The organism is Halalkalibacter sp. HAAS-P013 (genome assembly GCF_056619925.1).
Genome location: NZ_JBWQTU010000006.1, coordinates 150242 through 173334 on the forward strand (window position 1 = coordinate 150242; position 23093 = coordinate 173334).

A 23093-nucleotide genomic window follows, 5' to 3' on the forward strand; every position below is an offset into this window, starting at 1 on the left:
GGCCTTAAAACCGTACCTTTTTCAACGGCCTTGTAACATGCTACAGAGGGGTCTGACCCCCTGCTGCTTTTTCAAGGCGATTCATAATGGCGATACCTAGTCCTTCGTGTGGAAAAACTTCTGAAAATATCACTTCTACCCCGCGCTCATCGAACTTGCGCAAGCTGTCATAGAGCGCGGTTGCGACAGACGCTAAATCCGTTCTTGATCCGCACGGAACAATGACATCTGCATCTTCATACCGACATGCTCCTTCTTCCGTTGTTAAAACTCCTACACACTTTCCGTCCGCTTTCGCCTGTGCCACTAGCTCCAAAATCCTCTCTTTCTCCCGTACTAAATACAACGTACCCGCTGGCGAATAATGTGTATACTTCATCCCTGGGGATAACGGCGTTTGATCCTCCGACAATAGCGATGGGTCAACGTTAACCTCACCAACTACTGCCTCAAGCTCCTCTTTCGTTACACCACCCGGTCGATACAAAACAGGAACATCCTTCGAGCAGTCAAGTACCGTTGATTCAAGGCCCACTCCCGTTTGCCCTCCATCAACTATGCCTTTTATCCTTCCTTTTAGATCATGATACACATGTCCCGCTGTCGTTGGGCTCGGTTTTCCGGACAAATTCGCACTAGGCGCTGCAACAGGAACGCCCGCCGCTCGCAACAATTCTCTAGCAACAGGATGATCCGGCATTCTTACAGCTACCGTATCAAGTCCTGCGGTCACACTTGAAGCAACCGCTTCTTTTTTCTTAAAAATTAACGTTAACGGCCCAGGCCAAAAATGCTTCATTAATAAATGAGCAATTTCTGGAACATCCGATACTAACTCGCTTAGTTGATCTATTTCAGCAATGTGGACAATAAGTGGATTATCACTTGGGCGACCTTTCGCTTCGAAAATCCGTTTCACCGCTCGCTCATCTAACGCATTCGCTCCAAGTCCATACACGGTCTCCGTAGGAAAGGCTACAACTTCCCCTTTTTTTATCCACAACGCAGCTTCCTTTATTAATTGGAGATTTTCTTCACTTCCGGAAAAGTTATCCACACTCCAATATTTCGTTTGTTCATAACTCACTGTTCATCGCTCCTATCTCTTCCATTTTGCAAGTGTTGTCTTTCGATGTCAACAAAACGAAGAAAATTCGACACAAACCTTAGAAAATCAGGCATCTCACACGCAAAACCACATGATTCTTCTCTCTATTTCGACAATATTTCTATTCACACACAAAAACAGGTTATCCACAACTGTGGACAACCTGTAGATAACTTCCAATATTTATTCACTTTTCCACAACTTACTCTGTTAATTCACAAGCCCACACTTTCGCTTCTGCTTTCTCTGTCGCATTTCGTTTAAAATGCTCCGAACGCTTTAACGATTCTGGTACATCTTTCTTATCCACTTCTCGAAAGCCTAACTGATGAAACAGTGCATTCGTTCCTTTTGCACACAAATATACTGTTTCAATGTGTTGCTCCTCGGCATACTGCAACGTTAGCTGCAGAAATTCTAAGCTAAGCTTCGCATTCCAAATCGGAGAGTCCAACACGAGCGAACGAAGCAATCCATTCTCTTCATACTTTTCCACACCCACTGTGCCAATTAAACTTTTATCTTCATCCTCCACAACAAGAAAGCTTTCAATATATTGTTCAATTCCTTCATCACGCAATCCAGCTTTTGCGACCAACTTCTGAATCGGAAGCATGTCCTTATTCTTCGCTTTCCGCACGACAATACCCATAAGCTCCACCCTCTCTTACACTCTTACTAGATATGTATGAGGGGCTTGTATGTTTTATGCTATCTTTCTTATTTTCGCATAAAAATAATGCTAGAGGAACCTTTTTGTTCCTCTAGCATCCACCTTACACATTTTCAGAAGTAAAGATACGATCTTTAATTTTTGAAAAAATTTCTACTACGAAAAACTTAACCTCAACCTCTTCCATATCGTCCTCGTCTGTTTTCTCAACTTCTTCTTCAGCATCAGCTGCTACTGCATCACCATTTGCCATATCAAGAAAGCATAACGGCGGGAACAACACACACCACCAGTTTTCACCTTTTCCTTCTCCTAGTGTAATTAACACCGCATCGTACAAACCAGCTGGATAGACAATGTTGCCGTATAACTTTGTCGGAAACTCCACTTCTGAAAAACTGACTTCAAACGATTGGTTCATTCCCATTTTTGCTAACTCTCGCTCTACGATGTCTTCTATTTTTGCTAGATTGTCTTCAATCATCGCTTTTCCTTCTTCTAAGTCTCTCACGCCAAGAACCATTTCTGTAATGGCCGCATTCACTTCATCACGAATTTCACGCTTTAACGCTTGATCTCGTACTGAATCACTATTTGCTAGAATTCTAAGTCTAACTGCTTCCTCTTGACTTACTTCATTATGTAAAGACGCAACCGCCACTGCGTTTTGAGATTCCCAATTCATGATTAGAACAAATAAAGAGAATAATAGATAAATAACAACATTTGGTTTCATTTCAAAAGCACCGTCCCTTCATAAAAACATTGTGGCCAGGACAGTACTTTTTTAAACTTAGAATCTAGAAAAAAATCTATTATCTCTAAAACTGTGAGAAGCAGTTGAGATGATAAGCAAACGTCAACACCTCCCAGCGGAAAGCGAGTGACTGGAGCGTAATGCAATAAAAGTAACAATCTATGATAGAGGTAGAGCGATACTGACTTTTCGAACAAAAAAAAATCCCGCTAGGAACTCCTAGCAGGCATTGTAAACGTTACTTTTTCATATTCCCATAAGCAAAGACCATGCGTTCCTTGCCATTGATATCAACTTTGATTTCCGTCGTCGCATGAGGGAATGTCGTTTGAAGCATATCTTTCACGACCAGGGCCTGACCAACACCGACTTCAAATCCAACTATCCCCTTGTCTTTCAGCACTTTTGGAAGCTGCTCCATAAATCGGCGATACAAATCCAGCCCATCACAACCGCCAAATAACGCTAAATGCGGTTCATGCTCCCTGACATGCACAGCTAAACTCGGCGCATCGGAGAGTGGAATGTACGGCGGATTAGAAACGACCACTTCGACTTGAAGTCCTTCCTCAACAATTGGCGTGAGCAAGTCCCCATTTTTGAAGCGAACCTTCGCACCGAGATCTTCCGCATTTTTTTTCGCTACTTTAAGTGCCTCTTCAGAAATATCAATAGCATGAACGTCAATCGTTTCGTCCTCTAGCGCAAGGGTGACAGAAATAACACCGCTACCTGCTCCAACGTCAATCAATTGGATTGATTCTTGTTGAAAAAGCTTCTGCTTGAGCTCTGTAATAGCAACGACGAGCTCTTCCGTTTCAGGACGCGGAATCAACACATTTCCATTTACGATAAAACGTCTCCCGTAAAACTCTTCATAGCCGATAATATGTTGTACAGGAGAGCCTTTGGCGTGACGTTCGATGTCTTGCTTAAGGCGCTTGAAGAGTTCCGATTCTATTCTATCATCTAGTATCATGAGCAGTTTTGCCCTATTTACTTGATAATAGTGACGCAGTAACCATTCCGCAACAGGCGGCTCTAACCCTCTTTTCTCTAAAAAAGAAGAAGCCCAACGAAGGGCCTCACGAATCGTCATTTCTTTCATCTTACTGCTCTGCATTTTGCATCGCTTCGGCTTGCTCTTCCACGATCAAAGCATCAATAATTTCATCAAGCTTTCCTTGAAGAATTTGCTCAAGTTTTTGAATTGTCAGCCCAATACGGTGATCTGTTACACGGCTTTGCGGGAAGTTATACGTACGAATACGCTCAGAACGGTCCCCTGTACCAACAGCAAGCTTACGGTTTTGGTCGTATTCCGCTTGGATTTCACGATTAATTTTATCATAGACACGCGCACGAAGAACTTTCATCGCTTTTTCTTTGTTCTTAATTTGTGACTTTTCGTCCTGACAAGATACCACTGTATTAGTCGGTAAGTGCGTTAAACGAACAGCAGACATCGTTGTATTTACACTTTGTCCACCCGGTCCACTTGAAGCAAATGTATCGACACGAATATCTTTTTCATGAATATCAACTTCAACTTCTTCCGCTTCAGGTAGAACAGCTACCGTCGCTGTTGATGTATGAATTCGGCCGCCTGATTCCGTTGTAGGGACACGCTGTACACGATGTGCGCCGTTTTCATATTTCAATTTCGAGTATGCACCTTGACCGTTGATTGTAAAAATAATTTCCTTATACCCGCCAAGCTCAGTTGTTGTTGACTCAATCACATCAGTCTTCCAGCCTTGCGCTTCCGCAAAGCGACTGTACATTTTGTAAAGATCACCCGCAAACAACTGCGCCTCATCTCCACCTGCCGCTCCGCGAATTTCCATGATTACGTTCTTATCATCATTCGGGTCTTTTGGCAGAAGAAGAATTTTCAAACGAGCTTCGAGCTCTTCTTTGCGATCAGCAAGCTCACTAATTTCTTCCTTTACCATTGCATACATTTCATCATCTAAGTTTTCTTCAAGCATCGCTTTCGCATCTTTATGCTGCCCATTCACTTCTTTATATTCTCGGTACACTTGAACAGTTTCTTCTAAGTCCGATTGTTCCTTTGAATATTCACGCAATTTTTTTGAATCATTTATGACATCAGGATCACTAAGTAACTCGTTGAGACGATCATAACGATCCTCAACTGATTGTAAACGATCTAACACGGCTCTTCACCTCATTAAGATTTTCCAGTGTATAACATTATAATTATAGTATATAGGAAGAATAGGGTCAATGAGAGACATATCCCAAAAGGCCGATTTTGCCTTTTGGGATATGTCTCTATGCAGTGAGCGGAGCCGGCGTTATCTCTTAAGCCTTTTGAGTGCTCTTCTCAAAAGGCGCACGCCGAGCGGAGCCACTGCAAAACTTGCTCTCTCTTTTTCCGACAAAAGGCCGATTTTGCCTTTTGGGATATGTCTCGATGCGACACCTATATATGGAAAAGGCTATTTTTACTTTTGATTTAATACTACCACATTAATATAGCCTTCCCCATTTTTGCTTAACTAGAAGTAATTTGGGGAAAGTAACTATATAAAAGGAGTGATGTTTCGATGAAATATGTCATTATCGGTGGCGATGCAGCTGGGATGAGTGCGGCGATGCAAATTGTTCGCCATGACGAGAACGCTGACGTAACTACACTTGAAATGGGAGAAGTGTACTCTTATGCTCAATGCGGGCTACCCTATGTCGTTGGTGGCGTAATTGATTCATTTGATTCGTTGATTGCACGCTCCGTAGAGACTTTCCGTGAGAAATATGGAATTGATGCCCGTGTGAATCATGAAGTAAAGGCTGTTGATGTCGAGAAAAAAGTCGTCTCTGGAGATGGATTTGAGGTTCCTTATGACAAGTTGTTAGTTGCAACCGGTGCGAGCCCTGTTGTTCCGCCTTGGGACGGAGTTGATTTAAAAGGCATTCACTCAGTGAAGACCATTCCTGATACGAAAGCACTGATAAAGGATTTAGATGGAGTTTCCAAGGTTGTCGTCATTGGTGGAGGATATATTGGTCTAGAAATGGCTGAGAACTTTGTAGAGATAGGAAAAGACGTAACGATGATTGAACGCAACCCTAGGTTAGCAGGAATTTTTGATGAAGAGTTTAGCGAAAAGATTGGCGAGGAAGCCGTGAAACACGGGATTAAGCTGAGGTTTAATGAATCGGTCGAAGCATTTGAAGGTGGGGATGATGGTCGAATTGCACGTGTGGTGACAGATAAAGGTGATGTTGATGCTGATCTCGTTGTGATTGCAATCGGCGTCAAACCAAATACAAGCTTTCTTGATGGAACAGGAATTCATTTATTTGCAAATGGTGCGATTAAAGTGAATTCGTTTATGGAGACAAATATCGAGGATGTCTATGCTGCCGGAGATTGCGCGACTCAATACCACCGAGTGAAGGAGCGAGATGATTATATACCACTTGGCACACACGCAAATAAACAGGGACGGCTTGCCGGACGTGCAATGGTCGGTGCTCCTCGGCCATTTCAAGGAATTGTTGGTACATCCATTATTAAATTTTTTGATTTGAATTTGGGGAGAACCGGCTTGTCCGAAAAGGAGATCAAGGCACAAGGTTACCCTTTTGAGACAATTAGCGCTCAAATTCCGCATATTGCTGGCTATTATCCAGAACCAAAAAAACTAGATATTCGGATAAGCTATCATACAGAAACAGAACGATTGCTCGGCGCTCAAGTGATCGGCGAAGCAGGTGTCGATAAGCGTATTGATGTACTAGCAACCGCACTCTTTCATAACATGCGCGTTTCTGAGCTTGAGGATTTGGACCTAGCATATGCCCCACCATATAACGGCGTATGGGATCCAATACAAAGAACGGCCAGGAGACTGTGAGTTTTTGTATAGGCCACAGAAAAAGGTACGGTTTTGACCTTTTTCTGTGGCCTTTAAGCAATGAGCGGAACCGTTGCTTTGTCTTAAAGCCTGCTATGAGTGGTTTTTTCATAGCAGGCGCGCAACGTGTGGAGCCATTGCCGCTTCCTCGAATCCGCTAAAAAGGACTTTTCAGTGACCCCTTTCCACAACTTCCCCAAAAAAAGAACGCCCATCAGGCGTTCCTTTCACTAACATGGACTTCATATCGCGGAATTTCCTTACGAAGTGCTCGGTTCAGCTTGTCCATCTCTTTTTTCTTATCTTCTTCATTTAAGCCAGCAGGTGGTGTGACATTGACGAAGGCGTGATGCCCGGCAATGATAACCATCCCTGCATCCATGCCATGTTCGTCTTCGATAATATGGTGAATCAGCGCTTCGTCATTGCCGAGATGTCTGCGTTCTCGGTGTAAGGATTTGAAGCCTGTTCCTGTATTGATTTCACCTGGGTGGTCGTACGCCGGTGGTTGGCGAAACAAACTTCCATAGTTGACTGGTCCCGGACCTAGCAATCCATATGCTAGTTGACCAGCATCTGGTGTTCGCGCCTCAGGATTATTATGAGTTACGGCGTTACCTTGAGCCTGTGGTGGCTGAGGATCCTCTCCACACCCTGTCACTAACACTAGTCCCATCGCCATACAGCTTAGCCATTTTTTGTTCATGTCCAAAGCACCTCCATGCTCACCTAAAATGGGGCTGCATAATTAGTATGTCCGGACGATCAGCAAAGGTTCCTGTTAGTTTTGACCAGACTTTATCGCAAGTCCAGGCAAAAGTGGCGGCTTATTTGGAATTTCATGACAATGTCGGCAGCGTGGCTCATACGATTCTGATGCACCGACAAGAATGACTGGATCGGTATAAGATGCTGGCTCGCCATCAATTAAGCGCTGCGTTCTGCTCGCTGGTGAACCGCAGCTTGGACACACCGCTTGAAGCTTTGTAACTTCTTCGGCTAATGCCATTAAGCGTTGTGTCGGACCGAATGGCTCGCCGCGGAAATCTTGATCAAGCCCCGCACATATAACACGTTTTCCATTATTCGCAAGTTCATCGACGACAGCGATAATCGCTTCATCGAAAAATTGCACCTCGTCGATTGCAACGACTTGAGTTTCTTCTTTCACTAGATCAAGAATATCCATCGAGTGCTTGACAGGAGTCGCCACAACTTTTGTTCCATTATGGGACACGACTTCTTCCTCACTATAGCGGTTATCGATTTCTGGTTTAAATACTTGGACAATTAATTTTCCAAAACTCACACGACGGACGCGTCTAATTAACTCTTCTGACTTTCCGGAAAACATGCTCCCGCAGATCACTTCGATCCAGCCTTCTTGTTTCATCACGTACATTAATTTCCCCCACCTTACAGCCAATGTATCTTTTATATGAACGGAATCAATCCAGTTATAAATATCATTACTACGTAGTATGTGCAAAAAAAACAGGCAAGAGCTTCACGCTTGCCTGTTAGTTTATCCAGTTTTACTTCATGTTGTATTTCTTCTTGAACTTATCAACACGGCCACCAACATCAGTAAGCTTCTGCTTACCAGTGTAGAACGGGTGAGAATCCGAGCTAATCTCAACTTTTAGAAGTGGATACGTGTTACCGTCTTCCCATTCGATCGTTTCGTTTGATCCTTTTGTAGAACCAGACAAAAACTTAAAGCCTGTGCTTGTATCTTGGAAAACCACTTTTTGGTAATTAGGGTGAATTCCTTGTTTCATTACTTTCATCTCCTTTTGCCCTGAATCTCTTCGAAACAGAGTTATCTAAATCACACATGACGAAATTATAACAAGTTGAAGGGCAAAAATCAACTCTGTTCACATAGAAATAATTGGTTTATGTCGACAGAAGCCTTCCCAACGCGTACCTTACCTCTTTACTCTACGCTTCATTTCCTCATCCATCGCTTCAAAGAAATCAACATTTGTTTTTGTTTCTTTCACTCGCTTAATAAAGTGATCAACAAATTCTGGCGTATCGCTCATGGTTTTGCGGATCGCCCACAGTTTTTCTAGCTGATTTTTTGGCATAAGAAGTTCTTCTTTTCTTGTACCAGATCTGCGAATATCGATGGAAGGGAAAATACGACGCTCTGACAATTTACGGTCAAGATGCAACTCCATGTTTCCTGTCCCTTTGAATTCCTCGTAGATGACATCGTCCATTCTTGAACCTGTCTCAACAAGGGCAGTCGCTAAAATCGTTAAGCTTCCGCCTTCTTCAATGTTTCTTGCAGCACCGAAGAAACGTTTCGGACGGTGGAACGCTGCTGGGTCAATACCCCCAGATAGAGTTCGTCCACTTGGCGGGATGACGAGGTTATACGCACGAGCTAATCGAGTAATACTATCCATAAGAATGACCACATCTTTTTTATGTTCAACAAGTCTCATCGCTCTTTCAAGGACGAGTTCAGCTACTTTTATATGATTTTCAGGAACTTCATCGAATGTTGAGCTGACGACTTCTGCTTTTACGGAACGCTCAATGTCAGTTACTTCCTCAGGACGCTCGTCAATTAAAAGAACAATCAATTCGACATCAGGATGGTTTTCAGCAATGCTATTTGCAACTTCCTTCATCAAAGATGTCTTTCCTGCTTTTGGCGGAGCGACAATCAATCCACGTTGACCAAAACCAACAGGTGAGATCATATCGATAATTCGTGACGACACACGACCAGGTTTCGTTTCTAGCTCAATCTTTTGTTCAGGATAAAGCGGTGTCAAAGCAGGAAAATACGGACGATCTCTTGACGTTTCAGGAGCATCACCATTCACAGCTTCTACATGAAGAAGTCCGTGATAACGCTCATTTTCCTTTGGCGGCCTCACTTTTCCAGAAACCTTATCACCATTTCTCAAATCAAAACGGCGGATTTGCGACGCAGAAATATAAATATCCTCTGAGCTTGGCATGTAATTAATTGGGCGCAAGAAACCAAAGCCTTCAGATTGGATAATTTCCAATACACCTTCCATGAACATAAGTCCATCTTTTTCTGCTTGTGCTTTTAAAATAGCAAAGACTAGTTCTTTTTTTGTTAATTTACTATAATAGGAAACCTTGTACTCTTTGGCTAATTCATAGAGCTCTTTCAGCTTCATATTTTCTAATTCGGAGATATTGACTCCCATTAGGAACACCACACTTCTATATTTAATAAATCCCCATGTGCACAACAAGTAAGCATGAGTGCAAGGAGACAGTTTTTTTCAATTTTTAAGCATAGGAAAAAATCATACTAAATTCCTCATTGTATCTTTAAACTTTAGAGAATTCATAAAGTGTAAAGGAAAATTCGAGGGTTCTGGAGATTAGAGGGAAAGGACAAATAAAAAGTACGAACATATATACTATTTTAACCACAATACTAATAATTATTCAATAAGAAAATATAAATTCATAAATGATACATAATTTGAGGAAACTGAACAACGTCCAGTTTCCTCTCCATAATCAACGAATAACTAAATCCGGTTTCTTTTTCATACTATGTTTTCCATCAACGAAACGTACAGTTCCTGACTTCGCACGCATAACAAGGGATTGCGTCGTTGCAGATGAACCATGATAGCGAACACCTTTTAACAATTCACCATCTGTTACACCTGTTGCTGCAAAAATACAATCATCGCCTGAAACGAGGTCGTCCATGTGTAATACTTTGTTCACATCTTCAATCCCCATTTTCTTACAACGAGCTAACTCTTCTTCGTTAGCAGGGAGAAGTTTACCTTGAAGCTCTCCACCTAAACATTTCAAACCAACTGCAGCGATAACTCCCTCAGGAGCTCCACCAGACCCAAGCATAATATCTACACCCGTGTCGCCGAATGCTGTGTTGATTGCTGCGGCTACATCACCATCAGATAGAAGCTTAATTCTAGCACCAGCTGAACGGATATCGTGAATCATTTTTTCGTGACGGTCACGATATAAGATTGAAACAACGAGGTCTTCGATATCTTTGCCCTTGGCTTGTGCAACGGCTTTTAAGTTATCAATTATTGGAGCATCAATATTGATTTTGCCAACAGCCTCTGGTCCAACAGCGATTTTGTCCATGTACATATCTGGAGCATGAAGGAGGTTGCCGTGGTCAGCGATTGCAAGTACGGCTAGTGCATTCCATTGACCTGAAGCAACAATATTTGTTCCTTCTAATGGATCTACAGCGACATCAACACGAGAACCATAGCCATTACCAAGCTTTTCGCCGATATAAAGCATTGGCGCCTCGTCCATTTCGCCTTCCCCGATTACAACCGTTCCCTTCATTGGAATCGTATCAAATACGTCACGCATCGCTTCAGTTGCAGCACGGTCAGCTTCATCTTTGTTTCCTCGTCCCATCCAGCGACCTGATGCTAGTGCAGCAGCTTCTGTTACGCGGACTAACTCCATCGATAAACTTCTCTCCATCTTGCTCCCCCCACGTCATTTAACTGTTTACTTGATCTAATTCCTCTTCGGTCATCGATTCACGCCAAATCTTTGCGCCCAAACCGATCAATTTCTCTTCTAAGTTGGCATAACCACGGTCAATATGTTCCAGTCCGGAAATTTCCGTAACTCCTTCAGCAAGAAGACCAGCTACAACGAGAGCTGCGCCTGCTCGTAAGTCGCTTGCACGAACCTTTGCACCTTGCAACTTCGTTTTGCCGTTGATAATTGCTGAGCGACCTTCCACTTTGACATTGGCACCCATTCTTCTTAATTCATCAATATGCTTAAACCGAGCGTTGTAAATCGTATCTGTTACAATGCTTGTCCCATCTGCTTGTGTTAAGAGACTTGTAAATGGTTGTTGAAGGTCTGTTGGGAAACCAGGATAGACAAGTGTTTTAATGTCCACCCCAACTTTTTCCCCACTGTTATGTATCAACAATTTGTCATCTGATACTTCAATACCTACGCCCATTTCTCTCAGCTTTGCAATCAGCGATTCCACGTGATACGGAATTATGTTATCGATGATCACTTTCTGCCCCATAGCCGCAGCTAAAATCATATACGTCCCCGCTTCAATACGATCCGGAATAATCGAGTGTCTGCAGCCTGAAAGCGACTCAACCCCATCAATTCGAATCACATTTGTACCGGCACCTTTAATCTTTGCTCCCATACTTGTTAGAAGGGTTGCTACATCAATAATTTCCGGCTCTTTTGCAGCATTTTCAATGATCGTTTGACCTTTAGCTTTCACAGCAGCAAGCATAATATTGATCGTAGCGCCCACACTAACAACATCAAGGTAAATTCGTGCTCCCTTGAGCTCATCAGCACGTAAATAAATGGCACCTTGCTCATTTGTTACCTTAGCGCCTAATGCTTCAAATCCTTTAATATGTTGATCAATCGGCCTTGGTCCTAGATTACAACCACCAGGTAAGCCGATCACAGCTTTTTTAAATTTTCCGAGCATAGCCCCCATTAAATAGTAGGAAGCACGTAATTTTTTCACACGTCCATTCGGTAATGGCATCGCAATCATCGATTCTGGATTGATTACCATTTCGTTATCACTTAATTCGACTTTGCCGCCAATTTCCTCAAGTAGTTCGCCAAGCAATTGAACGTCGGAAATCTCCGGTAAATTATCAATTGTCACTTTAGAATCTGCTAAAATAGCTGCAGGAATTAACGCAACCGCACTATTTTTTGCTCCACTAATTTGCACTGTACCTTCTAGCGGATATCCGCCTTCAATCATTAATTTATCCATAACCGCATCCCTTCCGTTGGTGCATTTATAAAAAGACACAATTTTGCTCTCTATATTCCATTATAACCACAACATAGAAAATGTAACGTGTTTTTCTATGTACGATTGTAAAGGAATTCCGAACAAAATGCTACGGACGGCAAGGCGATAATTATTAGCGGTTATTCCAGTCTGCTAAAAATTTCTCAATTCCTTGATCAGTTAATGGATGCTTTGAAAGCTGCTGAATAACGTTGAACGGAATCGTTGCAATATGAGCTCCTTTGCGAGCTGCCTCAGACACATGAACTGGATGACGAACAGATGCAGCAATAATTTCTGTTGGAATTTCATGAGCATCGAAGATTTCTACGATTTCAGAAATAAGCTCTAAACCGTTTTGACCGATATCATCAAGTCTACCTAGGAATGGAGACACATACGTTGCTCCTGCACGTGCTGCAAGCAATGCTTGTACACCTGAGAATACAAGAGTTACGTTTGTTTTGATGCCTAGTTCAGAGAATGCGTGAACCGCTTTTAGGCCTTCAGTTGTCATCGGAACTTTCACCGTAATGTTTGGAGCGATTGCCGCTAGTTCTTTTCCTTCTGCAATCATTCCTTCTGCATCTAGTGCAATGACTTCAGCACTAACTGAGTTTTCTGTTACAACTGTTGTAATCTCACGTAAACGGTCATGGAAGTCTACGCCTTCTTTTGCTACAAGTGAAGGGTTTGTTGTAACCCCTGCTAAAATACCTAAAGACTTTGCTTCCTTAATTTGCTCAATGTTTGCAGTATCAATAAAAAATTTCATGTTTCTCTTCCTCCCAAAATTTCATCTGTATTTTTCTTAATCATTATAACACGACAAAAATCGTCGAAGCGTTTACAAAATTGTTTTTTTAGAAAATTTGAAATAAAAATATTCCATTAAAAGCAGCTCATAATGAACTGCTTTTAATGGGAATTTCATTTATGCTTTGTTTGAAGAACCAAATTCACGCATTTTGCCTTTAACTGTTTCTTTGATCGCTTCACGTGCAGGGCCTAAGTATTTACGAGGATCGTATTCTTCAGGTTTTGCAGCTAGTGTTTCACGAACAGCTTTTGCAGAAGAGATTTGGCTTTCTGTATTTACATTAATTTTCGCATGTCCAAATTGGATTGCTTTTTGAATATCACCAGTTGGGATACCAGTACCACCGTGTAGTACAAGAGGGATACCTACTAACTCGTCGATTTCCTTCATGCGGTCAAATCCAAGGTTTGGCTCACCTTTGTAAGGACCGTGAACAGAACCAAGAGCTGGAGCGAAGCAGTCTACGCCAGTTGCTTCAACTAGTTCTTTACACTCAGATGGAATCGCGTATGCAGCGTCTGCATCATCAACGATTAGGTCATCTTCTTGTCCACCGATACGACCAAGCTCAGCTTCTACTGATACTCCAAGAGCATGAGCAACAGCCACTACTTGCTTCGTGATTGCGATGTTCTCTTCTAAAGGATGGTGAGATCCGTCAATCATAACAGATGTGAAACCTGCATGGATTGCTTCCACACATTTCTCAAAACTTGAACCGTGGTCAAGGTGAATTGCAACAGGAACTGTTACGTTGTACTCTTCGATAAGAGCTTCAACAATTGCCACAATTGTTTTGAAACCACCCATGTAACGAGCTGCACCTTCAGATACACCTAAGATTACTGGTGATTTTTCTTCTTCTGCAGCTTGTAAGATCGCTTGAGTAAATTCAAGGTTATTTAAGTTGAATTGACCCACTGCATAGCTTTCTGCCTTTGCTTTGTTAAGCATGTCCTTCATTGATACTAAAGGCATTGTACATCCTCCTTCATGTTAGAGCGAATCTAAATAGATAACAGCCGTAAATTTGATCGCCGTATCTATTTAACAAGTTACCCGAAATGTCAGCAAATATCCAACTTGCCTATGTATAAAGTCTCTTGCTAAATAGAGATAAATCTATAAAGAGCTCGATAGTTAATCGAGTTTATTATAGCATATCTCGATCAAAAAACACGGGTTTCTACAAGGTTTTCGCAACTTTTTGAATGTAAGCGTTTTATATTGAAAGTCGTCACTACGATACAGCTAAGCTGTTTTTAATGACTTCACGAATATCATCAATATCGAATGGTTTTGCAAAATGAGTGATTGCTCCTAAGCTCATTGCTTCATTGATTAAATTCAATTCACCATATGCTGTCATCATAATAACGTCAACTTCAACATGATTCTGTTTAATGCGTTTTAAAATTTCCAAACCGTCCATTCCTGGAATCTTCATATCAAGAAGAACGAGGTCAGGCTTTTCTTCTTCAACTATTTTCAGTGCTTGTACCCCATTTGCTGCCTCATGCATAACATATCCGTCTTTTTGAAGGATTTCACAAAGCAATACCCGAATTCCATACTGATCGTCTACGACTAAAATTTTCTTCACTGAAAACACTCCTCTCAAATTTGGTGTGTATTATTTTCTTTCCGAAGTTATATCAGTTAAAATAAATCACACACATTTCACAACAAGATTAGTTCTGTATAACCTTATAAAAATCCTTCCTCAATCTTAAACAATCGTCGGACAGTGTCCGACATTCGGTGTCTAAGGTTGTCGATATGCTTACCTGTCGCAACGTCTAGTGCACATAATACTTGTTCTAAATAGGAGGCCCACGTTTTGAAAAAAATTTTCACAACACAACTGATTGGTTTATTAAATAACTTAGATGAATTTCTACTTGAAGACGCAGCCCGCTTGTTAAGCCAAGCTCTTGTTGGTGATGGCCGCATCTATATTTATGGCAAAGATGAAATGGCAGCTGTTAGTGCCGAAGCTTTGTACGGAAAAGAGTCGCTCTCTCAAGTTTCTCCCTTATTTGAAGAAGGAAGAATGGTTAAGCTAGATCCTGCAGACCGAGTATTCCTCCTTTCAAGGGAATCTGGCGATCATGAAATGTTAGCAATCGCTGAACAAATTAGTGAGCAAAATATTGCTGTTGTTGGCTTAACCGCAGCGCATCATGACGAAGGAAAGCCGCAGTGGCCGGACTTGGTCGACATTCACCTTGATTTAGGTGTGACTCAAAGTCTCGTCCCAACCGGTTCAGGTGATCGGATCGGTTATCCGGCATCACTATTAGCGTTATATACGTACTTTTGCTTATATTTGCTTATTTCTGAGATCCTATCCGAGATTGAATAGTTTTTTTATGGAAAATGAGAGTTGATTTGGCGGATTCTGTCCGATCCAACTTGCGCCAGATTCTGTCCAAACTACGCCACCTTCTGTCCTACCTGGGCTTTTTACTGTCCAAACACTCTTTATACACTTCAAAAAGCAAAACACCGCACATTCGGTGTTTTGCTTTTTTAAATTTTTGCATGTGTATGATGTTTAATGTAGATAAACAGTTTGGTAAACCAATAAGCAACCGAAGCCAAAATATAGTTCCCTGCAAACATATAAAAATTTAGTAATGTTTCGTGCAGTTGAAGAACATTAATTTTTTCATACAAGTAAAAGATCCCCATTTGTCTATGTAGTTCAATAAAGCCAATTCCCATCACTGCACTTACTACTAGCAGCCAAAGGTGAAAATTCTTTCCTCGATCCGTACAAAATTGATACAACAACAAATAAACCACTGGTAGAAGCGATGCATTTATTGATAACGTAAAAGGATACTGAGGCAAGATCATATACGGATGTTCCCAATACCCATACCTACTCATGTAAGCATCAAGATAAGTGAACAGAACATGGGCTGTGTATCCGTAAAATAAAATCTCAAAAAAACGTTTTCTGTTTAAAAGTAGGTACAAAACAGCTAACGGAATAATAAGCCAAAAAACAAGATACCAAAACTGCCATGTTGATGGATCTGAAAAAGCAGCCCAATACTCATCACTTAACATGTTGGTTTCTACCCGGGCTTCATTCACTTTGTCGATAAACTCCTGATGTGTCATAACAGCGCTCCCTCCACCCATATTTTTGGTTAATGGCGATGTAATTATTCAACAGCACAAAAAGGGTCTGACCCCTACCCCCAGGGGGTAGAGGTCAGACCCCTCTTCATTACACTAAAGCAATATTATTTTTTCAGAGATGCACCGACAAATTCTCTAAATAGAGGTTGCGGACGTGTTGGTCTTGAGCTGAATTCTGGGTGGAACTGTGATGCGATAAAATAAGGGTGCTCTTCTAGCTCAATGATTTCAACAAGTCTTCCGTCTGGGCTTGTCCCAGAGAAGATGAATCCTGCTTTTTCCATTTGGTCACGGTACTCATTGTTGAACTCATAACGGTGACGGTGACGCTCATACACAATTTGCTCGTTGTATGTTGCAGATGCAACCGTTCCGTCTGTTAACTTACAAGGGAACAAACCAAGGCGAAGCGTTCCACCCATATCTTCTACGTCCTTTTGTTCAGGAAGCAGGTCAATGATTGGATATGGAGTTTCTGGATTTAACTCTGCAGAGTGAGCACCTTCTAATCCAAGTACGTTACGTGCATACTCAATTGAAGCTAGCTGCATTCCTAAACAAATTCCTAAGAATGGAACATTATTCTCACGAGCATAACGAATCGCTGAAATTTTCCCTTCTACTCCACGATCACCAAATCCACCAGGAACTAAAATTCCATCCGCTGAACCAACTAACTCAGCAACATTCTCATCTGTCACTTCCTCAGCATCAATCCACTGTATATCAATATCGGCATCAAACGCATAACCAGCGTGACGAAGCGCTTCTGCTACTGACAAATATGCATCTTGCAAAGCAACGTATTTACCAACAAGGGCAATCGTCACTTTTCCAGATAAGTTCTGTACTTTCTCAACTAACGCTGTCCACTCTGTCATATCCGCTTCTTTGCATTCAAGCTTCAAGTGCTTACAGACAATTGCATCAAGATGTTGTGCTTGAAGATCTAATGGCACTTGATAAAGGGTATCAGCATCGCGTGCTTCAATAACCGCGTTTTTATCGATATCACAGAATAACGCAATTTTCTCCTTCATATCTTGAGGAACTGGCTTTTCTGTACGAACGACGATCACATTTGGTTGAATACCAAGGCTGCGTAACTCTTTTACACTATGTTGTGTTGGTTTTGATTTCATTTCACCAGCAGCAGCAAGATAAGGGATGAGCGTACAGTGAACATACATCACATTTTCGTATCCAGCATCGCTTTTAATTTGGCGAATGGCTTCTAGGAACGGCAAGCTTTCAATATCCCCTACGGTTCCACCGATTTCTGTGATCACCACATCTGCGCTTGTTTCGCGCCCTGCACGAAAGACTCGCTCTTTAATTTCATTTGTCACGTGTGGGATAACTTGAACCGTTCCACCTAAATAATCACCGCGACGCTCTTTCTTTAAAACAGTTGAGTACACACGTCCTGTTGTTACGTTACTGTTTTGACTAAGGTTAATATCAATAAAACGCTCATAGTGTCCTAAGTCTAAGTCTGTTTCTGCTCCATCTTCTGTAACGAATACTTCCCCGTGCTGATACGGGCTCATCGTTCCTGGGTCCACGTTAATGTATGGGTCAAATTTCTGGATCGTAACTTTCAAGCCACGGTTTTTTAATAAACGTCCTAGTGATGCAGCTGTAATTCCTTTTCCGAGTGATGACACCACGCCACCAGTTACAAAAATATACTTCGTTGCCATGTTTTCGTCTCCCTTGCTTAATATATAAGTATTCTCTCCTACACGGAGCGTCTTCACAGGAAATGCAATTGCTAAGTGTAGCCAACACACAGCTGGCATACAAATAACCACGGGGTACTTATTCATTAGACTTCCCTTTAGGATATGCTATATAAAAATAAAAAAACAAAAGTGACAGCTCTCCCTAGAAAGGGGGCGCACTTTTGTTTTTGTTTTATAAAATTATTCCAATTAGATTTCTTAAGCCCTAAATGATTCTACCTATATTGCTTACAGAAGTCAAGTAGATTTCACACGTTGAAATTAACGGATTTCCTCATCGTTCTCTTCTAAATCTTCGTCATCATCTGTGTCGTCTATATCCAAGTCTTCATCCGTATCATCGAAATCCTTGTCATCATCTTCATCTTCATCTTCATCGAGATCTTCCTCATTGGAAATTTCATCAAGCTCATCTTCAAGATCTTCATATTCATCTTCGTAATCTTCAAATCCATCATCAAGTGTATCGACATCATCCAATGCTGCCTTCGCCTTTTTACGAGGCTTCACAGGTGTTGTAATTTCTTCTTCAGCCTGCTCTAATGGATACCAACTTTTTAAACCCCAACGGTTGTCTCCTAAAGAGTGAAAGCGTCCATCGATGTTCATATCTGTGTATAGGTTTGCAATACGTTGTACCACTTCTGCTTTTGACATTTCCTTAACCTCTGCCACTTTGTTTACGAGGTCATAATAATCATAAGGTGTGCGCTCATCCTTCATGATTTCAAACGCAACCTCCACCATCGACATCTCTTGTAATTCTTCTTTATCCAATTCTTGTAGCTTCATCAAAAGGCACGTCCTTTCAGTCAATCTTCTTCTATCTATTGATCCAATCGTTGTTGGTATTTCAAGCATACTTTTCATTATAAACATATTTCCGGCGTTTATGCTAGTTCATGGAAGAAGAAAGTCTTTTACCTAGACAAGTAGTGTCCCTTTATCACTAGCTCTAAGCCAATATAACGCTGATAAAGTTCTGCAATCATCTTTCTCCACCTAAATTATGGCATTTCATCCATTATACAATATTCTTTTAATTTTGAAACCTCTAAAATAGTAAAGAAGGCCACTGAAAAAGGTGTGGTTTTTACCTTTTTCAATGGCCTTTCCAGCTTTCAAAAAGCCTACATATTCCTACGATACTGCCCTCCTACTTCGTAAAGAGCTGCCGTAATTTGCCCCAAACTTGCTACTTTGACGGTCTCCATCAACTGTGAAAATACATTTCCACCTTGAATCGCTGTTTGCTGGAGCTGCTTCAAAGCTACTGTTGATTCTTGTTCATGCTTCTTTTGGAACTTACGTAAATTGATAATTTGTTGTTCCTTCTCTTCCTGTGTCGCACGAGCCAACTCTAGTTCGAATTCATTGTCAGCTTCTTCACGGTTCGGATTTAAATACGTGTTTACACCTATAATCGGCAGATCACCTGTATGCTTTTTCATCTCATAAAACATGGACTCCTCTTGAATTTTGCTGCGCTGATACTGAGTTTCCATCGCTCCGAGTACCCCTTTGCGATCATCAATTTGCTCAAGCTCGCGCAATACAGCCTCTTCTACCAAATTCGTTAATTCCTCAATGATGAAAGAGCCTTGTAACGAGTTTTCATTTTTGGCAAGACCGAGCTCCTTTGAAATGATCATTTGAATCGCCATCGCTCGTCTAACTGAGTTCTCTGTTGGCGTCGTGATCGCTTCATCATACGCATTAGTATGAAGCGAATTGCAGTTGTCATAAATAGCCATTAATGCTTGTAGCGTTGTTCTTATATCATTAAAGTCAATTTCCTGAGCATGCAACGACCGGCCCGATGTTTGAATATGATATTTTAATTTTTGGCTTCTTTCATTCGCCTTGTATTTATGCTTCATGACCGTTGACCAGATTCTTCTTGCGACCCGACCAATGACCGTATATTCCGGGTCCAAACCATTGCTGAAGAAAAACGACAGATTCGGTGCAAACTTGTTTATATCCATGTCGCGGCTTAAGTAATATTCGACATACGTAAACCCATTGGCAAGTGTAAAGGCAAGCTGCGAAATCGGATTTGCTCCCGCCTCAGCAATATGATAGCCAGAAATTGAGACCGAATAATAGTTACGAACGTCATAATCAATAAAATATTGCTGAATATCGCCCATCATTCGTAGCGCAAATTCGGTTGAAAAAATACAGGTGTTTTGCCCTTGGTCTTCTTTTAAAATATCAGCTTGAACCGTTCCTCTTACAACTTTAAGTGTTTGTCGTTTAATCGACTCAAGCTCTTTTTCTGTCGGCTTGCGCCCGTGCTCCTCTTTAAAACGTTCTGACTGCTGGTCAATTGCTGTATTCATAAACATCGCAAGTAAAATCGGAGCCGGACCATTAATCGTCATCGAAACCGATGTTTGCGGCGCGCACAAATCAAAGCCTGCATACAGCTTCTTCATATCATCTAGCGTACAAACACTAACCCCGCTCTCACCAACCTTGCCGTATATATCAGGCCGATAATCAGGATCTTCCCCGTACAACGTAACCGAATCAAACGCCGTACTTAAACGCTTTGCCTCATCATCTTTTGATAAATAATGAAAACGACGGTTCGTTCTCTCCGGTGTCCCTTCACCAGCAAATTGCCGTTTCGGATCTTCTCCTTTCCTCTTAAAAGGAAACACTCCCGCTGTAAATGGAAACTGTCCAGGAACATTCTCTTCCATCGACCATTTTAAAATGTCTCCCCAATCTGAGAATTTCGGCAGCGCCACCTTTGGAATTTTCAACCCGGATAAGCTTTCTGTCGTCAGTTCTGTCACGATCTCTTTATCGCGAATTTTAGTCACAAAGGTGTCTTGTTTGTATGCTTCTTTTAACGAATTCCAGCTGTCGAGAATTTGTTTTGATGCTTTGAGGAGCTGCGCTTCGTATTGTTGCTTAAGATCAAGTAGCTGCTTTGTTGCAACGTCGGTTTCTAGCGCTTGTTCCTCAAGTGTGTTAAGCGCACCTGTTATCTGGAACAATTTACGTGCAACCTCCGCCTGTTCATCGGTTGTTTTTTTATACTGCCTAATCGTTTGGACGATGTCTCGCAAATAATGAGTTTGCTCCGGTGGGATGATGATGTTTTGTTTAATAACTTCTGCACTCGTTTCAATCATTGTTTCCCAGTTGTTATGGCTAATACTAGCAATAAGATCAATCAAAGCGGCAAACAGCGTATTGGTCCCAAGATCATTAAACTGACTTGCAATCGTCCCGTACACAGGCATAGCATCAAGCGGTTCATCAAAACGGTTGTGACTGCGTTGATATTGTTTGCGAACATGCCTCAGTGCATCCTCTGACCCTTTTCGGTCAAATTTATTAATCGCAATCAAATCAGCAAAATCGATCATATCAATTTTCTCAAGCTGAGAAGGCGCCCCGTAATCACTCGTCATCACATACATCGAAATATCTGCGACCTCGATGATTTCAGCATCCCCTTGGCCAATCCCGCTCGTTTCAACAATAATCAAATCATAGCCAGCTGCTTTCACAACTGCGATCGCCTCTTTCAGGCTCGCTGAAATCTCTGTGCGCGACCCACGTGTCGCAAGCGAACGCATAAAGACACGCGGATGATGAATGGAATTCATCCGAATTCGGTCCCCAAGCAGCGCTCCCCCTGTTTTTTGTTTGGTCGGATCAATTGAAAGAATCGCGACCGTTTTATCCTCAAACTCAAATAAAAATCTCCGAACCAGTTCATCGGTTAAAGAGCTTTTCCCCGCTCCGCCTGTACCTGTAATCCCGACAACTGGAGTGGCCACGGCGAGTTGCTTGATTGCTTGAAATGTTTTTTGGAACATGCCTTCTTGTTGATGTTCCGCAATGGTGATGAGTCGTGCAACCGTGCTCGGATTTTTTTCTTTCAGCTTTGTGATTTCAGTGTCGCCTTTGCCTGCGACACTGAAATCACACTCTCTCAGCATTTGACCAATCATGCCTTGGAGACCATGCTTGCGTCCATCTTCAGGTGAAAAAATCCGAGAAATCCCGTACTCATGTAGCTCTTTCATTTCTGGCGGGGTGATGACACCGCCTCCTCCCCCGTAAATACGGATATGCCCTGCCCCTTTTTCTTGCAACAGATCATAACAGTATTTAAAAAACTCGACATGACCTCCTTGATAAGAGGAAATCGCAATCCCTTGGACATCCTCCTGTATGGAAACGTTTACAATTTCCTCGACAGAGCGGTTATGCCCGAGGTGAATGACCTCAGCCCCGCTCGCCTGCAAAATTCTTCTCATAATGTTAATGGACGCATCATGACCATCAAACAAACTTGACGCGGTCACAAAACGCACATGATTTTTCGGACGGTACTCTGACATGAACACTACTCCTCCTTTAAATCGGACGGTGATTGACTCCTTGAAGCAGCTGCTCGATTTGCAAATTCGTATATTCTTCTAAACTAAAATGCTTCTGAATTTGCCACCTTCTAAATGTCCACATATGTCCTTGCACTAAAATATTATGAGCAACTAGCTTCACCCTAGCATCATCATCTACTTGGATTACCCCTTCCTTGGCGCAATCACGAATGACTTTTTCAATCATTTCGGTCATTTCTACTTCTTTTTGGAGCACGTAAGACAGCGCCTCTTTCGGAAGGGATTTCGCCTCCTGATACATGACAAGCACCTCATCCTGCATATCATGAATCACTTGAAAATATGCAGAAACGGCCTTTTTCAGCCTATCAATCCCTTCGTTATTTGTATCAAGATGATAAGCTAGACGATCTCTTACCTCTTCATAAATCGCATCACAAACAAGGTAAAGGATATCTTCCTTTGATCTAATATATTCGTAGAGTGTCCCAATGCTAAAGCCTGACTCTTTTGCAATTTCTCTCGTCGTTGTGCGATGGAACCCCTTTTCAATAAATAAGCGGACAGCTCCTTTGACCATTTGTTCACGACGTTTTTTAATTAATTCTGGATCTTTGACTAACGATGGAACGGATTTCTTCAAATTTGCCAACCTACTTCCTCTCACTTTTCTCTAATACCTTTTAGCATACTAGACTTTTGGACAATCTACCATACTGAGTTAAGAATATTTTGTTAAATTTGATATAGAGAGAAGATGCTTTA

At 41.8% G+C, this 23093-nt stretch carries 21 protein-coding genes; 2 read left to right on the forward strand and 19 right to left on the reverse strand.

Annotated elements, in window-relative coordinates; translation table 11 throughout:
* Positions 1-40: 40 nt before the first annotated feature.
* The 5 genes from AC1FXP_RS11005 to prfA form a co-directional block, all read right to left on the reverse strand.
* Positions 41-1087: an L-threonylcarbamoyladenylate synthase gene (locus AC1FXP_RS11005; protein ID WP_480061273.1), complete on the reverse strand. Its 1047-nt coding sequence runs from the start codon at positions 1085-1087 to the stop codon at positions 41-43.
* Positions 1088-1310: 223 nt separating this feature from the next.
* Complete coding sequence (locus tag AC1FXP_RS11010) at positions 1311-1760, reverse strand: GNAT family N-acetyltransferase (protein WP_480061275.1); 450 nt, start codon at positions 1758-1760, stop codon at positions 1311-1313.
* A 124-nt stretch (positions 1761-1884) separates the two neighbouring features.
* On the reverse strand, positions 1885-2517 hold the full coding sequence (spoIIR, locus tag AC1FXP_RS11015; RefSeq protein WP_480061277.1) for a stage II sporulation protein R: 633 nt from the start codon (positions 2515-2517) through the stop codon (positions 1885-1887).
* Positions 2518-2776: 259 nt separating this feature from the next.
* A complete protein-coding gene (gene prmC, locus AC1FXP_RS11020; RefSeq protein ID WP_480061367.1) occupies positions 2777-3637 on the reverse strand; it encodes a peptide chain release factor N(5)-glutamine methyltransferase in 861 nt (286 codons plus the stop codon).
* Between the two features lie 10 nt (positions 3638-3647).
* Positions 3648-4718: a peptide chain release factor 1 gene (gene prfA, locus AC1FXP_RS11025; RefSeq protein ID WP_480061279.1), complete on the reverse strand. Its 1071-nt coding sequence runs from the start codon at positions 4716-4718 to the stop codon at positions 3648-3650.
* A 393-nt stretch (positions 4719-5111) separates the two neighbouring features.
* Here prfA and AC1FXP_RS11030 point away from each other — a divergent pair, with 393 nt between their 5' ends.
* Complete coding sequence (locus AC1FXP_RS11030; protein WP_480061281.1) at positions 5112-6425, forward strand: FAD-dependent oxidoreductase; 1314 nt, start codon at positions 5112-5114, stop codon at positions 6423-6425.
* Positions 6426-6639: 214 nt separating this feature from the next.
* Here AC1FXP_RS11030 and AC1FXP_RS11035 read toward each other — a convergent pair whose 3' ends face one another.
* From AC1FXP_RS11035 to AC1FXP_RS11075, 9 genes are all read right to left on the reverse strand, one after another.
* Positions 6640-7101: a hypothetical protein gene (locus tag AC1FXP_RS11035; RefSeq protein ID WP_480061283.1), complete on the reverse strand. Its 462-nt coding sequence runs from the start codon at positions 7099-7101 to the stop codon at positions 6640-6642.
* Positions 7102-7206: 105 nt separating this feature from the next.
* Positions 7207-7827 carry a thymidine kinase gene (locus AC1FXP_RS11040; RefSeq protein ID WP_480061285.1) on the reverse strand — a complete coding sequence of 207 codons (621 nt, stop codon included), beginning with the start codon at positions 7825-7827 and terminating at the stop codon, positions 7207-7209.
* 133 nt (positions 7828-7960) lie between these two features.
* Positions 7961-8206 carry a type B 50S ribosomal protein L31 gene (locus tag AC1FXP_RS11045; protein WP_332628633.1) on the reverse strand — a complete coding sequence of 82 codons (246 nt, stop codon included), beginning with the start codon at positions 8204-8206 and terminating at the stop codon, positions 7961-7963.
* A 150-nt stretch (positions 8207-8356) separates the two neighbouring features.
* Positions 8357-9625 (reverse strand): transcription termination factor Rho, encoded by a 1269-nt coding sequence (rho, locus tag AC1FXP_RS11050; protein WP_480061288.1) that lies wholly within the window; start codon positions 9623-9625, stop codon positions 8357-8359.
* A gap of 322 nt (positions 9626-9947) precedes the next feature.
* On the reverse strand, positions 9948-10913 hold the full coding sequence (gene glpX, locus AC1FXP_RS11055; protein WP_480061290.1) for a class II fructose-bisphosphatase: 966 nt from the start codon (positions 10911-10913) through the stop codon (positions 9948-9950).
* Between the two features lie 19 nt (positions 10914-10932).
* Positions 10933-12216: a UDP-N-acetylglucosamine 1-carboxyvinyltransferase gene (locus AC1FXP_RS11060; protein WP_480061292.1), complete on the reverse strand. Its 1284-nt coding sequence runs from the start codon at positions 12214-12216 to the stop codon at positions 10933-10935.
* Positions 12217-12370: 154 nt separating this feature from the next.
* On the reverse strand, positions 12371-13012 hold the full coding sequence (gene fsa, locus AC1FXP_RS11065) for a fructose-6-phosphate aldolase (RefSeq protein ID WP_480061294.1): 642 nt from the start codon (positions 13010-13012) through the stop codon (positions 12371-12373).
* A 159-nt stretch (positions 13013-13171) separates the two neighbouring features.
* Positions 13172-14035 (reverse strand): class II fructose-bisphosphate aldolase, encoded by an 864-nt coding sequence (locus AC1FXP_RS11070; protein WP_480061296.1) that lies wholly within the window; start codon positions 14033-14035, stop codon positions 13172-13174.
* Positions 14036-14297: 262 nt separating this feature from the next.
* Positions 14298-14660: a response regulator gene (locus tag AC1FXP_RS11075; protein WP_480061298.1), complete on the reverse strand. Its 363-nt coding sequence runs from the start codon at positions 14658-14660 to the stop codon at positions 14298-14300.
* A gap of 237 nt (positions 14661-14897) precedes the next feature.
* Here AC1FXP_RS11075 and AC1FXP_RS11080 point away from each other — a divergent pair, with 237 nt between their 5' ends.
* The gene (locus tag AC1FXP_RS11080) at positions 14898-15422 is read left to right on the forward strand and encodes a DUF2529 family protein (RefSeq protein WP_480061300.1); all 525 of its coding nucleotides are present in this window, start codon (positions 14898-14900) and stop codon (positions 15420-15422) included.
* Between the two features lie 167 nt (positions 15423-15589).
* Here AC1FXP_RS11080 and AC1FXP_RS11085 read toward each other — a convergent pair whose 3' ends face one another.
* The 5 genes from AC1FXP_RS11085 to AC1FXP_RS11105 form a co-directional block, all read right to left on the reverse strand.
* Complete coding sequence (locus AC1FXP_RS11085; RefSeq protein WP_480061302.1) at positions 15590-16189, reverse strand: CBO0543 family protein; 600 nt, start codon at positions 16187-16189, stop codon at positions 15590-15592.
* A gap of 125 nt (positions 16190-16314) precedes the next feature.
* Positions 16315-17913 carry a CTP synthase gene (locus tag AC1FXP_RS11090; protein WP_480061304.1) on the reverse strand — a complete coding sequence of 533 codons (1599 nt, stop codon included), beginning with the start codon at positions 17911-17913 and terminating at the stop codon, positions 16315-16317.
* 303 nt (positions 17914-18216) lie between these two features.
* Positions 18217-18747, reverse strand: a complete 531-nt coding sequence (rpoE, locus tag AC1FXP_RS11095) for a DNA-directed RNA polymerase subunit delta (protein WP_480061306.1) — start codon at positions 18745-18747, stop codon at positions 18217-18219.
* 338 nt (positions 18748-19085) lie between these two features.
* A complete protein-coding gene (icmF, locus tag AC1FXP_RS11100; protein WP_480061308.1) occupies positions 19086-22325 on the reverse strand; it encodes a fused isobutyryl-CoA mutase/GTPase IcmF in 3240 nt (1079 codons plus the stop codon).
* Positions 22326-22341: 16 nt separating this feature from the next.
* Positions 22342-22980, reverse strand: coding sequence for a TetR/AcrR family transcriptional regulator (locus tag AC1FXP_RS11105; RefSeq protein WP_480061310.1), 639 nt, complete (start codon positions 22978-22980; stop codon positions 22342-22344).
* Positions 22981-23093 lie beyond the last annotated feature (113 nt).

Coding starts and splice junctions, on each gene's coding strand:
- AC1FXP_RS11010 (WP_480061275.1), bottom strand. CDS start 1,760: ATGGGTATTGTCGTGCGGAAAGCGAAGAATAAGGACATGCTTCCGATT.
- spoIIR (WP_480061277.1), bottom strand. CDS start 2,517: ATGAAACCAAATGTTGTTATTTATCTATTATTCTCTTTATTTGTTCTA.
- prmC (WP_480061367.1), bottom strand. CDS start 3,637: ATGACGATTCGTGAGGCCCTTCGTTGGGCTTCTTCTTTTTTAGAGAAA.
- AC1FXP_RS11030 (WP_480061281.1), top strand. CDS start 5,112: ATGAAATATGTCATTATCGGTGGCGATGCAGCTGGGATGAGTGCGGCG.
- AC1FXP_RS11035 (WP_480061283.1), bottom strand. CDS start 7,101: ATGGGACTAGTGTTAGTGACAGGGTGTGGAGAGGATCCTCAGCCACCA.
- AC1FXP_RS11040 (WP_480061285.1), bottom strand. CDS start 7,827: ATGTACGTGATGAAACAAGAAGGCTGGATCGAAGTGATCTGCGGGAGC.
- AC1FXP_RS11045 (WP_332628633.1), bottom strand. CDS start 8,206: ATGAAACAAGGAATTCACCCTAATTACCAAAAAGTGGTTTTCCAAGAT.
- rho (WP_480061288.1), bottom strand. CDS start 9,625: ATGGGAGTCAATATCTCCGAATTAGAAAATATGAAGCTGAAAGAGCTC.
- glpX (WP_480061290.1), bottom strand. CDS start 10,913: ATGGAGAGAAGTTTATCGATGGAGTTAGTCCGCGTAACAGAAGCTGCT.
- AC1FXP_RS11060 (WP_480061292.1), bottom strand. CDS start 12,216: ATGGATAAATTAATGATTGAAGGCGGATATCCGCTAGAAGGTACAGTG.
- fsa (WP_480061294.1), bottom strand. CDS start 13,012: ATGAAATTTTTTATTGATACTGCAAACATTGAGCAAATTAAGGAAGCA.
- AC1FXP_RS11070 (WP_480061296.1), bottom strand. CDS start 14,035: ATGCCTTTAGTATCAATGAAGGACATGCTTAACAAAGCAAAGGCAGAA.
- AC1FXP_RS11085 (WP_480061302.1), bottom strand. CDS start 16,189: ATGACACATCAGGAGTTTATCGACAAAGTGAATGAAGCCCGGGTAGAA.
- AC1FXP_RS11090 (WP_480061304.1), bottom strand. CDS start 17,913: ATGGCAACGAAGTATATTTTTGTAACTGGTGGCGTGGTGTCATCACTC.
- rpoE (WP_480061306.1), bottom strand. CDS start 18,747: ATGAAGCTACAAGAATTGGATAAAGAAGAATTACAAGAGATGTCGATG.
- icmF (WP_480061308.1), bottom strand. CDS start 22,325: ATGTCAGAGTACCGTCCGAAAAATCATGTGCGTTTTGTGACCGCGTCA.